The 14,303-nt window shown below is 57.1% G+C and carries 8 protein-coding genes and 2 pseudogenes; 4 read left to right on the top strand and 6 right to left on the bottom strand.

Annotated elements, in window-relative coordinates; translation table 11 throughout:
- Positions 1–19: 19 nt before the first annotated feature.
- From AU511_RS09245 to AU511_RS09235, 3 genes are read right to left on the bottom strand one after another with little or no spacing between them, the layout of a single operon-like run.
- Positions 20–862: an ABC transporter permease gene (locus AU511_RS09245; RefSeq protein WP_094100506.1), complete on the bottom strand. Its 843-nt coding sequence runs from the start codon at positions 860–862 to the stop codon at positions 20–22.
- The gene (locus tag AU511_RS09240; protein WP_094109477.1) at positions 859–1,677 is read right to left on the bottom strand and encodes an alkaline phosphatase family protein; all 819 of its coding nucleotides are present in this window, start codon (positions 1,675–1,677) and stop codon (positions 859–861) included. Before AU511_RS09240 ends, AU511_RS09245 begins: the two co-directional genes overlap by 4 nt.
- Positions 1,678–1,699: 22 nt before the next feature.
- Positions 1,700–2,761 carry an extracellular solute-binding protein gene (locus tag AU511_RS09235; RefSeq protein ID WP_094109476.1) on the bottom strand — a complete coding sequence of 354 codons (1,062 nt, stop codon included), beginning with the start codon at positions 2,759–2,761 and terminating at the stop codon, positions 1,700–1,702.
- 268 nt (positions 2,762–3,029) lie between these two features.
- Between AU511_RS09235 and AU511_RS09230 the strand changes: the two are divergent.
- Positions 3,030–3,739, top strand: a pseudogene (locus tag AU511_RS09230) (UTRA domain-containing protein).
- Positions 3,740–3,824: 85 nt separating this feature from the next.
- Here the strand turns inward: AU511_RS09230 and AU511_RS09225 are convergent.
- Both AU511_RS09225 and AU511_RS17930 read right to left on the bottom strand, forming a co-directional pair.
- Entirely contained in the window at positions 3,825–4,256 is a 432-nt protein-coding gene (locus AU511_RS09225; RefSeq protein WP_094109475.1) for a type III secretion system chaperone, read from the bottom strand.
- A 33-nt stretch (positions 4,257–4,289) separates the two neighbouring features.
- Positions 4,290–8,862 (bottom strand): annotated as a pseudogene (locus tag AU511_RS17930) (AvrE-family type 3 secretion system effector).
- Positions 8,863–9,558: 696 nt separating this feature from the next.
- Between AU511_RS17930 and AU511_RS09210 the strand changes: the two are divergent.
- Genes AU511_RS09210 through AU511_RS09200 form a run of 3 tightly spaced genes read left to right on the top strand, consistent with a single transcriptional unit; the run spans position 9,559 to position 11,316 of the window.
- Positions 9,559–9,867 (top strand): hypothetical protein, encoded by a 309-nt coding sequence (locus AU511_RS09210; protein WP_094109472.1) that lies wholly within the window; start codon positions 9,559–9,561, stop codon positions 9,865–9,867.
- Positions 9,849–10,940 (top strand): pectate lyase, encoded by a 1,092-nt coding sequence (locus tag AU511_RS09205; protein WP_094109471.1) that lies wholly within the window; start codon positions 9,849–9,851, stop codon positions 10,938–10,940. The genes AU511_RS09210 and AU511_RS09205 overlap by 19 nt, the downstream gene beginning before the upstream one ends.
- Position 10,941: 1 nt before the next feature.
- Complete coding sequence (locus AU511_RS09200) at positions 10,942–11,316, top strand: C2 domain-containing protein (RefSeq protein ID WP_094109470.1); 375 nt, start codon at positions 10,942–10,944, stop codon at positions 11,314–11,316.
- Between the two features lie 148 nt (positions 11,317–11,464).
- Here the strand turns inward: AU511_RS09200 and topA are convergent, their stop codons facing one another.
- On the bottom strand, positions 11,465–14,062 hold the full coding sequence (topA, locus tag AU511_RS09195) for a type I DNA topoisomerase (protein WP_094109469.1): 2,598 nt from the start codon (positions 14,060–14,062) through the stop codon (positions 11,465–11,467).
- Positions 14,063–14,303: the final 241 nt, after the last annotated feature.

The raw sequence follows: 14,303 nt of genomic DNA, 5'->3' as shown, positions 1-14,303 counted from the left end.
AGCGATTCTCCGTGATGAGTTAACGTTTCGCATTCAGGTAGCTGTGACGCACCAGCCACTGATGAAGCGCCGTAATCAGCGTCATCAACACCACCAGCAGCATGGACAGCGCACTGCCGAGATTAGGATCCAGCGAGATATCCCCGGCGACCAGCGCCGCGATCCGCACGGGGACGATGTTGAAGTTGCCGTTGGTCAGCGCATACACCGTGGCATACGCGCCCAGCGCATTCGCCATCAGGATCACGAAAGTGCCCAACAGCGCCGGCATCAAGATGGGCAGACCGATATACCGCCAATAGCGACAACGCCCCGCGCCAAGCAGCGCCGCAGACTCGCGCCACTCCGCCTTCAGGCCGTCGAACGCGGGATACAACAGAAGGACGCCAAGCGGGATCTGAAAATAGGTGTAAAGGATAACGAGCCCGGAGCGGGAATAGAGATTGAACGTCTCCATGAAACCCAGTTGCCTCAGCAATAGCGTCAGGCAGCCATTCAACCCAAGCAGGATGACGAAAGCGAACGCCAGCGGCACACCGGCGAAATTGCTGGTCATATTGGTGAACGCCATGACGCAGCGATGCAGTCGCCCCTCCCTAAGCTGACTCAACGAGTAACTGCCGAGGAGCGCGATCAACAAACCGTAGAAGCTGGAGTAGAACGAGATATCCAGAGAAAACCGTATCGCCTGAAGATAGAACGGCGACGTCAGAATGTCCCGGTAGTTATCCCAACCCCAGCGGGCGTTAATTTCACTGTAGAAGCTGTTGACCGCGATCCACCCTAGCGGCACCAGTTGAAAAGCGATAAAGCAAACGGCGAACGGCAGCAGGCAAAGCATCGCCAACCCTTTTTTCTTCATCGGCTCGCTCCTACGCCGTCGGTAAGCAGTACCGAACAGCGTGATTTATTATGCGGAACCCCCAGGACATCGCAGATCGTTCCGCACAGTTCCGTCTGACGCGGCGAGGCATCGACAAGAGAAAACGCATCGCCGAAAACAAATAACGGCACCGCTCTTTCCTCCGGCAGCACGCCGCCGTGACTACGGTCGTCGTTCATACCGTGGTCCGCCGTCACTACCACCTGATACCCCGCCGACAACCAGTCAGCCAAACGCAGCGAGAGGTAGCCGTCCACCCTTCGGGCCTGATTCCGGTACTGCGGCGACGATAGGCCGTATTGATGCCCCGCATCATCAATGTTCATTGAATGCACCAATAGAAAATCCGGCTGATATGTTCGACGTAAGCTCTCGGCGTCAATAAACAGATGCGAATCCGGGTAGTCGTCCTCATAGTAAAAATGACCGTGCTGGATGGGCAGATGCGTATCCGCGGTATGCCGATCGCGCGGCGGGTCAAAGGGCGTTCGGTTATACAGCTCGCTCACCCAATGGTAAGCCGCCGCCGCGGTGGCCAGCCCCGCTTTGCGGGCATAATGGAAAATGCTCATTTGATTCGACAGTCGTTGAATCTCATTGTGGATGATACCGCTTTCGACGGGCGTGACGCCGGTCAGGATGCACTCGTACAGCGGTCGTGAGAGAGAGGGCAGTTCGCAGGTCAACGCATAGCGCCGGCCTCGTCCCGCATCACACTGCGCCTGCAGATATCCCATGGCATCGCGGGCAACCTGATAATTGAGACCGTCCAACACGACCAGAATACATTTCATACGTCGTTCGCTCCCAGACCGGTTACTGCTGCATGTTGATCATGACGGATTCCTGCCACTGCCGCGGCAGCAGACGCGCGCTTTTCTCCCAGGCGGCCGGATCGGCTATCGGACGGGCTGAGTGATATTGTTCCGCCGGCAGCAGCTTGCTTTTCACCTCATCCGGCAGCGACAAATGCTCCGCGCGGATCGGGCGGGCGTAGCCCCGCGCCAGATTGATCTGACCGGCGTCTGAGAAGATGTATTCGCGCGCCAACTTGGCGGCGTTAGGATGCTGGGCATATTTGTTGATTATTGTGGTATAGCCAGACGTCACCGATCCGTCCGACGGGATCAGCACGACAAAGCGGTCTTTATCGATTTGATCGCGGTAGTTAAGGCCGTTGAAGTCCCAAACCACCCCCACCTGCACTTCGCCTTTCTCAATATTGGCAATGACCGGATTAGTCAGCCCGAGTCGACCGGCCTTAGCCAGGTCGGCGAACAAATCCAGCCCCGGTTTGAGGTTGTGCTCATCGCCGCCCATGGCATAGGCCGCCGCCAGGATACCGTTGGTGGCCTGAGCCGCCGAGCTAACGTCTCCGATAGTGACAGTGTAACTTCCTTTTTTCAGGTCGGCCCAGCTGTGAGGCACGTCTTTGACCAGCTGCTTGTTGACGATGAAGGCGATAGTGCCGGTATACGCCAACGCCCAGTGCCCGTCTTTATCTTTGGCCCAGTCGGGAACCTGCGACCAGGTGGTCGGCTTATAGGGCTGGGTGACGCCTTTTTGCATTGCAATGGGGCCAAACGACGCGCCGACATCACCGATATCCGCGCTAGCATTCTGTTTTTCAGCGGCGAACTTGGCGATCTCCTGCGCCGAACTCATGTCGGTGTCCGTATGGCGCAGGCCATACTTTTCATTCAGATCCTTCCAGGTATCTTTCCAGTTGGCCCAGTTGTCCGGCATACCCACGCTATTGACCTGTCCTTCTGCTCGCGCCGCTTGCTCTAGCCCGGCGACGGAAACTTCAGCCGCGTGAGCGGATGAAAGCGACAGCGCGACGGCTGTCGTGAAGAGGGATGCAACCTTAATTTTCATCGTAAGTGCTCCTGGTGATAGGAATAAGCGCTGGTCTAGTCCAGCAAAATCCACGCCAATCTACGCCCTCAAGATGAAATTTGTATGTCAGTCGCTCCCTCTCGCCTGCGGGGTGTACGGTCAGGAAATTAACCTTCGATACGCCCGCCTCCCCGTCGCGGCACGAGCGAGACGTTTTGGCGGCTGCGTGGCAATATAGCGATCTGACCAAAAATGGCGCTGCACCCACCGTGGTGCACGGCGTGCCCCAAAATAGGCTGATGAACTCATGCAACCCCCCTCGACAACCGTGGCGCTGATCTGCCGGACGTTACGGACGCAAATTGATGAAGGAACATGGCGAAACGAGGCGCGTTTGCCTCGGAAAGAACGTTGAGCGAACAGTTTTCCACCACCCGAATTACCCTGCGGGAAGCGCTGCTGCAGTTGGAGTCTCAGGGAGTGATTTACCGGGAGCCGCGCCGAGGATGGTTTATTTCGCCACCGAGGATCGTCTATAACCCCTTGCAGCGCAGCCATTTTCACGCCATGGTCGAACATCAGGGGCGCCGAGCCGCCACAGAGGTGCTGGAAGCTCGCGAGATCACCGCTAGCGACGAAATCAGTCAGCAACTGACGCTGCCGGCCGGCGCGAAGGTTTACCAGATCCGCCGCCTGCGTCGCATTGACGCGCGCGCGGTGCTGTATGTGGAGCACTACCTGAATCCCGCCTTTTTCCCGAACATTCTGGCGTCCGACCTGACGCAATCGCTGACCGATATCTATGAAACGCGCTATGGCGTCAGCTATGGCCGGGTGCGTTTCACGATGTTGCCGACGCCGGTTCCACCTCTGGCCGCTTCTGCACTCAACGTTGCATCAGGCAGCCCCGCGCTATTTATCACCCGTATCAACCGGGACCAGTCAGATCGGATCATCGATTGCGACCACGAATACTGGCGCTATGACGCCATTCACATCGACGTCGAAGCGGTATAACGGCGCTGTAGCGTGAGCTACGGCGTAATACGCGGCGTCACGCCACCGTCGCGTTCCCACATCAAACCATGACGGCCGCGCGCGGTTACGCCGCCTGTATCTGCCTCAGCAATGAGATAATAAAGTCCCGAGTCTCTTTCACCTGCTGGATGAATCCCGAAAGCATGGCGCTGAAGCGATTTTCATCCAGCGCACTGAGTGAGTGCTGGAAGCACAGTCGTAGCTGATTGAATTCATCCAGCGCCAGCCAGCAACCGCGCATTGCCGCCATCTCAAAATTGAGCTGCATCATCAGGCGATAAATCGCCGTTGGGTCCAACCCCTCCAGCCCGTCCAGCGCGACTATCCGGCAGTGCAGTAAAAGTTGTTCGCTGTGCGTCGGAACGTCAATGACCGCCGCTTCTTCGCCATTTTCGTCATTAAGCACGCAAATCCCATTCTCAAGTTTTAGCGTGGTTTGCGAGGCCCGACCAAACGCTTGCAGTAAACGGGTGACGTGTTGTTGTTGAGAATGCATTGTGGTGCTCCTTTAGCCATATGCCATCGTGGATTAAAGTTTTGCCAGCGTAATGCCTTCCTGATGCAGGCTGTTCAGCGCTGTCGCCAGGGTGGGATTAGCCCGTGCGATTTCGCCTTCCAGACTGAAATGTCTCGGCGTGTCCTGATTCTGTCCGTAGGAGAAATGGATTTCTCCCAGTGACTTGCTCATACTGACGTCCACACTGCTTGACGCCCCGACGATAGGCGTCGGGAACGTGAAGCCCTCCTTCTTCTTCACTGTCTCGGTAAAACTGATCGAGCCAATACGCAGATTGTTGCTGTCTTTGAACAGGTCGACGATGGCTTGTTTACTCAGGCTGTTGTTCTGAATCCCTTTTTCCACCTGCTCTTTCACCGCGTCCTTCGGTTCCAGGTTCACGCTGGCGGAGGCGTTGGGCAGCGACTGTAGATGGGTCATGACCGCTTTCAACGCCGGGTCGGCATTCATGAAAGCATGGATGCGTTCGGCATTAGTGGGTGGCAAGTTATCGTTCACCAGCTTGCGCAGCGCATGCAGCACGCCATTACTGTCCAACTTCGACAAGTTGCCGTAGCTGGCGCAGTGGCTGACGCTCGATAGCGTCACCGCCTGATGTTTCGCCGCTGACTGCTGCCGAACCGCTTTGCCGAGCGATTGCATTGCGCTGTATTGCCCATCGTTCTGCGGCGTTTTAGCGTCGAAGTGCCGATTCATGATGGCCAGCTGTTCGTCGATATCATCCAGCGTGTTCACGCCGCCTAGCAGCTGCTGGGTTTCCACATCGCCAAAGTGTTTCTCAAGCGAAGCGGTCAGTTCTTCGATATCGCTTTTCTGTAGCGGCTCCGCCACCTTGACATTGAGAGAGATGCTGTGGCTGGTTTTGGTATCGACAGACAGCGTGGCCGAAGCGCCAGTGCCGAATCCCGCCGGCAGCGTCCCCTTGCCGGGTTGCGTCATCGCCATCCCTGCCCAGAGCGCGGCATTCGCGCCTACGGACGCTTGGTTAAAGAATCGCACTCGATTGTTGCTGGTGGTGTTTTTCTCATTCAGTTCGCCCCGGACCGTGCTGTGTTCGTGACTGGCGGACAACACGTTGACGCCGCCGCTGACGCCCAGTGAAGCTCGCGTCGTGGTGGAAAAGGTGGTGTTGTCGTTGTCCGTCATGTTGACCGCGGCGCGTCCGTCGAGCGTGAAAGCGCCGTCCACATCGAAACTCACAGAAAGCCCCTGCTTAACCTGATGTTCCGTGCCCTTTTTCATGAGATCCAGCGGATTGATCTCCCCCTGCGTCAGCGCATCAATAAATGACGGCAGTTCTTTTTCGCTTAGCGTGAAACTGAGACCGTTTTGGCGGGTCGCTCCAATGGTGGCAGCGCCGCTGACGCCCATCCTCAGATCGAACGTCAGCGTGTGGTCATCATCCAGAATGAGATTTTCTTTCGTCGCCTTGGGTTCATGACCGACGATCACACCGGCCTTGGCGCTGAGGCCGCCGGTACGGCCAAAGCTGACATCAATGCCGTTGTCACCCCGGCTGAAGCTCAAGCTGTAGCCCCGCTCGCCCGTTATGCCGCCGCTGGCGATCAGCGGCGACGGGATGTGGTTGATGGTCATCTTGGCCAGTTGCGTCGGCATGACATAGACCGAGCTCAGGCCCGCGTTATAGTTTCGATTGAAGCTGATACTTTCGCCGGCATTCAGCGACAGCACGGTGTCTTTCATTTTGGGGCAGCTGCCCCTGATCCTCCGCCTGCAGCGACGTGCGCGAGGTCACGCTGACGGCATGGCGTTCATCTCTGAAGGCGCGGATGAAGGTTTTCACCGCGTCATAATCCGCCTCCAACGCTGAAAAACTGCTGAATCCCATGTCCGTGGCGCGCTTAACGTTGTGATTGCCATACTGATGATCTCGCAGCAGCGTCAACGCCGCCTCCATCGGCTTGAGCGCCGCTTTCGTCGGCGATGCGCCGGAGAATCCCGCCAGCTTATCCACGATGCCGTGCAGATCGCCGAGAGTCAGCGTGTCCAAAGCCAGCCGCGACTTTGTCAGCGCCATCTCATCATGTACGTCGCGGTGAGCCCCCTGAACCACCGTGTCGCTCTGGTAGCTCATATCCACCTTTTTCATGACGAACTGCTTCAACAGCGCGCTCGCCTTGCTGTCCGCCGAAGAGGGATGCGCCAGGGTGGCCGTCATTAACGCGTCGCTGAGACTTTTCCCGGAACGATGCGAATTCATGCCTTGAATGGCGGACTTCAGCGCCGACGGGGTGAACTGGTGATTGATCTCGCCTTTGGCGTTAATCAGCCCCTGATGTTGACCCAGCAACAGCGCCGCGTTACCCGAGCTGCGTTCCAGATCCTGATGGAACTGATGCAGCGCCGCCATCAGCGGCTTGCCGGCCTCTCCCAGATTCAACTGGCTCAACTTGGTTTTCAGGTCGGGGCCGTTTGCCTGCGGACTTGGCTGACGTTGCGTATTGAGCACCTCTAGCCGTTTAAAGACCGAGGCATGAGCCGAATAGAGAGGATGTAACCCGGCACGACCTTTAAAGTGATGCTGAATGCCATCGCCCACGCTTTTGCCGAGCTCAGCCGGCAGCTTGATGACATTCGCACGCATGCGATCAACAAAACCGCTGCTGGTCTTTTTGTTTTCCTGCGCCATTTGCCCCAGTACCTGCGTATCCAGCTTCGCCGTTAATCCCGTTCCAGGGATAGATACGGCTTTGGTCGCGCCGCCTAAGCGCTGGTAAACCGCCTCCGCCTCTCGGGGCTGAGGCGCGGTGATGTCGGTGTTTGGCCGATGCTCCGTCCAGCCGCTTTGGTTCAGACGCAGATGACGATCGCCTTGATGCGCCAGCAGGTCATGCTCAGGCGTGGTATCCAGCCGGTCAACCTTGCCGCCCTGCGGCGTTCCCACCGGTTGCCATCGCGTTTCACCGGACTCCGCGCGGTCGTTTTGCCAGGCTTCGCGCGGCAAGGTGAATAAGGCGCCCTCTTTGTTAAGCGCGAACAGGTTGCTATCGCGATCCAGCGCCAGATCGTGGATCTCGCCCGTTAGCCCGTCCTTCGGCAGCCCCATGGCGGGAACCGACTCACGATGGGTGCCGGGACGGACCTGATGCAACTGGATTTCCCCCTCTTTATTAGCGGAGATGAACCGATTGGCATTCAGCACGGCAACCGCGACAGCGCCACTGTCTTTTCCCAGACCCGGCAACGCATCGCCGGATTTTGGCGCGTTACGCGCGTGGCTCAGGGCGAAAATGTTGCTGTCACCATGCACGACACTGTCCGCTTTCTGATTTATCGACAGCGCTTTGAGTTGACCGTCATGCAGGAGATAGGGTTGGTTATCCAAACCGCGCTTAAGCTGATTGCCGGAAATCGTCGTCGGCGTCCAACTGCGGGTCACGCTGTCCACGTAATGTACTTTGCCTTCATGCAGCGCCATCATGCCGAAGCGGCCCATATTCATGACGGACGACGGCGGCGGAGCGACGTGCAGCAGTCCCATTTTGTGGTCTACCACTAATGAATCGCTTAGGTTCCAGCCCGGCTTGAAACCGCCGCCTTCCGCCGCTGGCGCGGCCAGATGTTTATGCCCCAGCGCGTCCTTGATCACCGCATGCAGACGGCCTTCGCCGTTGCTGACAAAGCCCTCCGTGTGATGACTTTTCCCCAACGCCCCTTCCAGGTCTGGACTGTGCAAGGGGGTCAGTTCGACTCGATGACCGTCATCCTGTGGTAACGTCCCGACAAAAACCTGCCCCTCACGATCGGCTACCAACAGCTTTTGCCGATCGAGTCCTACGGCTTTGGCATCCACCTGTTCGCTGCCGCGCGCCAACGCGCTCGTGCCGTTCAAAGCCAATTGCAGCGCTCGGTGCTCGCTCTTGGGCGCATTCAGCGTCGGCAACAAATAAAGCAGGCCCGCACCGTGGTCCGGCGTCGTCAACACCACTGTCTGCCCGTCAAGGTTAGAGGAGAACGAAGTGATTTTATCTGTGAATGCGGCCGACTCCATGCCGGTCGACAGGTTGCTCAACGAGCGGCTTTCCTTCACCGCATACAGGTTGCCGTCGGCTTGCCGGGATAATTGCGCGTGCTTGCGGTCGTCTTTGGGCTGCCAGACGCCCTCGGGGCTCAGGCTGAACAGCTTGCCGTCGTGGAGTCGCAGCGCCTCGTCATGATCGTCCAGAAAAATTCCGGACAGTTGAGACTGGAGCCCGCCGGTAGGGTTGGGCAGCGACTGCGAACCGACCAATTTACCGTTGAGCTTCGCTTCGGTATGCACCCGTGTATCAGACGAATTTAATGAATATCCTGCCGATGCCTTACTGTGCAGTAATTCGCTATCTTTCCGTGAGGGCGCGCTACTGTGCACACCGACCAGCCCGTGTTTGCCGTGATGAAGACTGAACAATCGCCCTATTTTATCCATCAACAGATGGTGGGTGCCGTTCGAATTCTTGTGATGCGCCACAAACGGCAGATCGTGTTTACCGAGCGTTTGCGACAGCACCGTTTTCAACGGGGCCGGCACATCGTCGCCCAAGATAACCTTGCCTTTTTTATCCAAGGAAAGTCCCAGCCCCATCGCCGCGGAGGCGTGATGGGCATTCGTGCTCGTCCCCCCATCGAAATGAGACACCGCGCTATGCATGCTGGCCGTTCGGGACGAATTCACGCTGGATGCCGCCTCACGCGACGGAGAGCGTTGCAGCAGTTCCCGTAACGTGGTGACGGTTTTCACCGGGGCTTCTCCCGTCGACGAAGATCCAGCAGTGTCCTGCATCGCACGGTCGATGGCGTCTCTCATGTCACGGAGGTTGGGAGAGCGCCCTACCTGCGAGCCCAGCGAGGCAGACGGCACCTCGGGCTGGCTGACGCGAGGGGTCGCCGTCAGGCGCATTCCTTCCTGCGCCAACGACCTCGTCGCTTTCTGTCCGGCAACGGAGGCGTGCCCTTGAGAGACCGCGCGCCCCTCTCCGGACACGGGCGGCGTATGGACTTCCGCCACCGTCTTATGATGAATGTGTCTGATATTGCCCAACATAGCCGTCCCCCAGGGATGTTCTTGATGAAAGGTGATTGCCGAGTAAGTGGTCAGGAAAAGGCATCAGGTTCCGCTCGGAAATGAAAACGGGGGATGGACGCGTGCGCCTTTTCATTCGTGTGCCGGAGGGACGGGAACCCGGCGAATATTTGAACCACCCACATAACGGCGAACCGTCGATTCAAAATTCGTCACAGCCTGTTTTTCACTCAACCACATCTTACGGAGGCACTCGCTATGTCAGACCTGAACATCACGCTTACTCTGCCCGGTTTCGGCATGAATAATGCCAGTCTGGACAGCGTCACTTCCCAAAACCTGTCAACGGAAAGGCAGAACACCGACGCCAGCACCACAGAACATCAAACGGCACTCGACAGCGTGGCTAAACTGTTGGCGGCACTGCTGCTGACCCTTGAGGCGGCTAGTCAGGGGGATCTGAGGGCGGTCGCCCCGCGGATGACCGCCGTGCCGCCGCAGGCGATATCAGAGGCCAGGACGGACAAAATCAGCGAAACCTGCTTGAGATGCTCGGTCAGCTATTAGATACGCTGATGCCGCAAAATGGGCAAAGTACGCAGCAGAGCAATATCTCCACAGCAGCGCATCCACAAGATCTGAGCCGCGACACTTTGCAGAATGCCGGAAGCCACGCACTGCAAGGCAGCCTTTCGCCGACACAGGATGGCGGTGGGCAGCTTAGCAGCGACCCACTGTCTCAAACGCTGCTGCAACTGATCGCTATGCTGATGGATAACCAAAGGATTCCGTTCGGCCAACCACAAGAGGGGGGCACCAGCAGCAGCGGCGCATCCGCCGTGCCCGGCTCGCAGCCGATCAATCGCACGTCAGGCTCCGCGGTGGAGTCGCCCAAGCTCACGGAGACAATGCCTTCGTCCCTCGGAGGAACAACGCTGCTGGGAACCGATGGCAGCCACCCGCCATTGACGAGTTCCCCAGCGCCTTCTAACGAAACGCCGTCCGCAAACGGTCAGAGCGCAGCCGTCAGTTTCCCTGCCGCCGATAACGCCAATGCAGTTGTCGTCAACGAGCCGATCAAAGTCGGTGCCGGGGAAACCTTCGACGGCCAGGGGAAAACCTATGTCGCGGGGGCGAGGTTAGGCAACGGCAGCCAAACGGAAGGACAGAAACCGCTGTTTGAAGTCGCAGACGGCGGCTCAGTGAAAAACGTCATTTTTGGCGATAACGCCGCGGATGGCATTCACCTGCACGGCGACGCCACGATTGATAATGTTCACTGGACCAACGTCGGCGAGGATGCGTTAACGGTGAAGGACAACGCCGGCAATCCTGCCAATGTCACGATCACCAACAGTAGTGCGCAGGGCGCTTCCGACAAAGTCTTCCAATTGAATGCGGACGCCCACTTCATTGTGGATAATTTTAAGGTTCAAGACTTCGGCACCTTCGTGAGAACCAACGGTGGCCAGCAAGGAAACTGGAATCTCAATCTCAGCCATGTTGATGCGGAAAACGGCAAGTTTGCCTTTGTTAAAAGCGACAGCGAAGGGCTTAACGTCACCGCCCAAAATAACAGCCTGAGTAACGTCAATAATCCATTTAAAGTGCCGACCTCGGCCGCATTACAGGTGAGCTGAGATGAATGGCGGAACGTCCTCTCTATCCCACGACGTCTCCCCCCGTTGGCGTGACCTGGTCACGCCGGGCGGTTCGCTGTCGCCCGCCGAAAAACGTGCGTTCGATAAGGCGATCCACCTGGTGTTGTCGCGAATGCGTCAGATATTAGGCCAGAAGGATCAACCACGGACTGGCCTGTTTGATTTCGACGTATTCGTGGATTCACTGGAAGCGGACTTTTTGCAGTCCTCGGGGAATGGTCTGGCGCCTGACTTGAATAGCGAAATCGGGCAGACGGCATTTTGGGTTATCCGGGCTATTGCCGACCATCTGATTGCCCTTCAGGCTCAGCGTCGTACGGATGGTCGGTGCGGTGGGCTTTGCCCAGAGGCATAGCCGTGCGCAATGACGGCGACCGATATCACTTCCAAAGTGCAGGAAAGAGTGCCATCGTACGATAAAAAAACGAGGCCGTCAGAGACAGCCTCGTTTCATCTTCTTACCTGTCGAACGGCACGACGTGACGTCTCAGCCAGAGTGAAAATTATTTCTTGGTCTCAACCCATTTGCCATCCACGTAGAAAGCGGACCAGCCAGTTGCCTTACCGTCTTTTTCAGACGAGACATACTGCTGTTTGGTTTTGCGGCTGTAACGCACCAGCGTTTTGTTGCCCGCACCGTCGTTGACGGGCGCATCGGCCAAATAACGCAGTTTTTCCGGCAGCCGATCCTTAAATCGCAGTAGTTCTTCCACCAGCGGCGCTCGCGTTTCGCGCGATTTGGGGAACGTATTGGCGGCCAGGAACACACCGGCGGCGCCGTCTCGCAGCACAAAATAGGCGTCGGATTTCTCGCAAGCCAGCTCTGGCAGCGGCACCGGATCTTCTTTCGGCGGAGCGACTTCGCCGCTGCGCAGGATCTTACGCGTGTTGGTGCAGTCGTCGTTGGTGCACGCCATGTATTTACCGAAACGCCCCATTTTCAGATGCATTTCCGCGCCGCACTTGTCGCATTCAACCACCGGACCGTCGTAACCTTTCAGGCGGAACTCGCCCATTTCGATCTCATACCCGTCGCAGGACGGATTGTTACCGCAGACGTGCAGCTTGCGCTGATTGTCGATCAGATAGCTGTCCATTGCCGTACCGCACTTCGGACAACGACGGCGAGCGCGCAGCGCATGAGCTTCGGCCTCGTCCCCTTCAAGGATATTCAGTACTTCCTCTTCCGGGATCAGGTTAATCGTCGTTTTGCAGCGTTCTTTCGGCGTCAGCGCATAGCCGGAGCAGCCCAGGAACACGCCGGTGCTGGCGGTACGAATCCCCATCTTGCGGCTACAGGTTGGGCAATCGATGCTGGTCAGCACCATCTGGTTCGGCTTCATCCCCCCCGCTTCCGGATCCAGCTCGGCCGTTTCCAGACGCTTAGTGAACTCGTCGAAGAACTCATCCAGCACGGCTTTCCACTTCGCCTGATTGTTGGCGACCTGGTCGAGGCTGCTTTCCATGCGTGCGGTAAAATCGTAGCTCATCAGTTCACGGAAATTTTCTTCCAGGCGATCGGTGACGATTTCGCCCATTTTTTCCGCGTAGAAACGGCGGTTCTCGACGCGAACGTAGCCACGATCCTGAATGGTCGAAATGATGGAGGCGTAGGTGGAAGGACGACCAATCCCACGCTTTTCCAGCTCTTTAACCAAAGACGCTTCGCTGTAACGCGCAGGCGGCTTGGTGAAATGCTGGCTCGGCAACAGCTTGTCGAGCGTGAGGGATTCGCCTACCTCGACCGCTGGCAGAGAACGATCTTCATCATTCTTGCGCAGTGCGGGCATCACTTTGGTCCAACCGTCGAAGCGCAGCGTGCGGCCCTTGGCGCGCAACTGGTAGTCGCCGGCACTGACCGTCAGCGTTGTTGAGTCGTACTGCGCCGGCGTCATCTGACAGGCGACGAACTGACGCCAGATCAGCTGATACAACCGCTGCGCATCCGGCTCCATATCTTTTAACTGTTCGGACTGCACGTTGACGTCGGAAGGACGAATCGCTTCATGCGCTTCCTGGGAGTTCTCTTTGCTGCTGTAGTGATTAGGCGCGTCCGGCAGGTAGCGTTGACCGAATTCGTCGCCGATAAAGCCGCGAACCATCTCCAGCGCATCCTGACTCAGGTTGGTGGAGTCGGTTCGCATATAGGTGATGTGACCCGCTTCGTACAACCGCTGCGCCATCATCATGGTCTTCTTCACGCCGAAGCTGAGACGTGTACTGGCAGCCTGTTGCAGCGTGGAGGTAATAAAAGGTGCACCGGGTTTGCTGCTAGTCGGTTTGTCTTCGCGATCGGAGACGACATAGCGGGCTTTCTCCAGCAGAGAAACCGCCGCGTGGGTCTGTGTTTTGCTGACCGGTTTGAAAGGCTTGCCGTTAAGATGCGTGACCTGCATTTTGAGTGCGATGTCGCTTGACGCCAGCAGGTCCGCGTGAAGTTCCCAATACTCTTCAGGAACGAACACTTTGATTTCACGCTCGCGATCCACCACCAGGCGCACCGCGACGGACTGGACGCGTCCGGCGGACAAGCCACGGGCGATCTTTTTCCACAGCAACGGCGAGACCATGTACCCCACGACCCGGTCCATGAATCGACGGGCCTGCTGAGCATTAACACGGTCGATATTCAGCTCGCCCGGATTTTCGAACGCTTGCTGGATCGCGTTTTTGGTGATTTCGTTAAACACGACGCGACTGAAGCGCGTTTCATCTCCACCAATGATTTCCCGCAGGTGCCAGGCAATGGCCTCCCCTTCGCGGTCAAGGTCGGTTGCGAGATAGACGTGTTCAGCGTTCTCCGCCAACGTTTTCAGCTCGGCAACCACTTTCTCCTTGCCCGGCAGGATCTCGTAATTTGCCTCCCAGTCATGATAGGGATCCACGCCCATACGATTGACCAGTGCGGTCTTTTCATCTTTTTTAGGCGCTTTTTTGGTTTTTCCCTGTGCAGAATCCGCGCTCTTTTTACTCGCAGAGCCGCTGGTCGGCAGGTCACGCACATGACCGACGCTGGATTTAACCACATAGTTATTGCCAAGATACTTATTGATCGTTTTGGCTTTTGCCGGGGACTCAACTATGACGAGAGCTTTACCCATAATTTATTGTTACCTACTGAATTCTTTGAGAAAAGAAAAAATCTTTACCAACACGGGATGATAACCGTCATCACCCCAGCTCAATTCGCTTTCGGCTGCGAGGAACATCGTTCTGTTCTTGTCTTCACGGGCTCGCAGGCACCGCGGATCCGTCGCAACTCTATGATCCCGTGGGAATAGTCATTTACCGCATTGTAACCATAGTTAACGGTTATCATCCACGGCGTAAATAAATTATTCT

The organism is Lonsdalea iberica, from assembly GCF_002111585.1.
In the GTDB taxonomy this organism is placed as follows: domain Bacteria; phylum Pseudomonadota; class Gammaproteobacteria; order Enterobacterales; family Enterobacteriaceae; genus Lonsdalea; species Lonsdalea iberica.
This window is presented reverse-complemented; position numbering and strand designations above follow the sequence as displayed.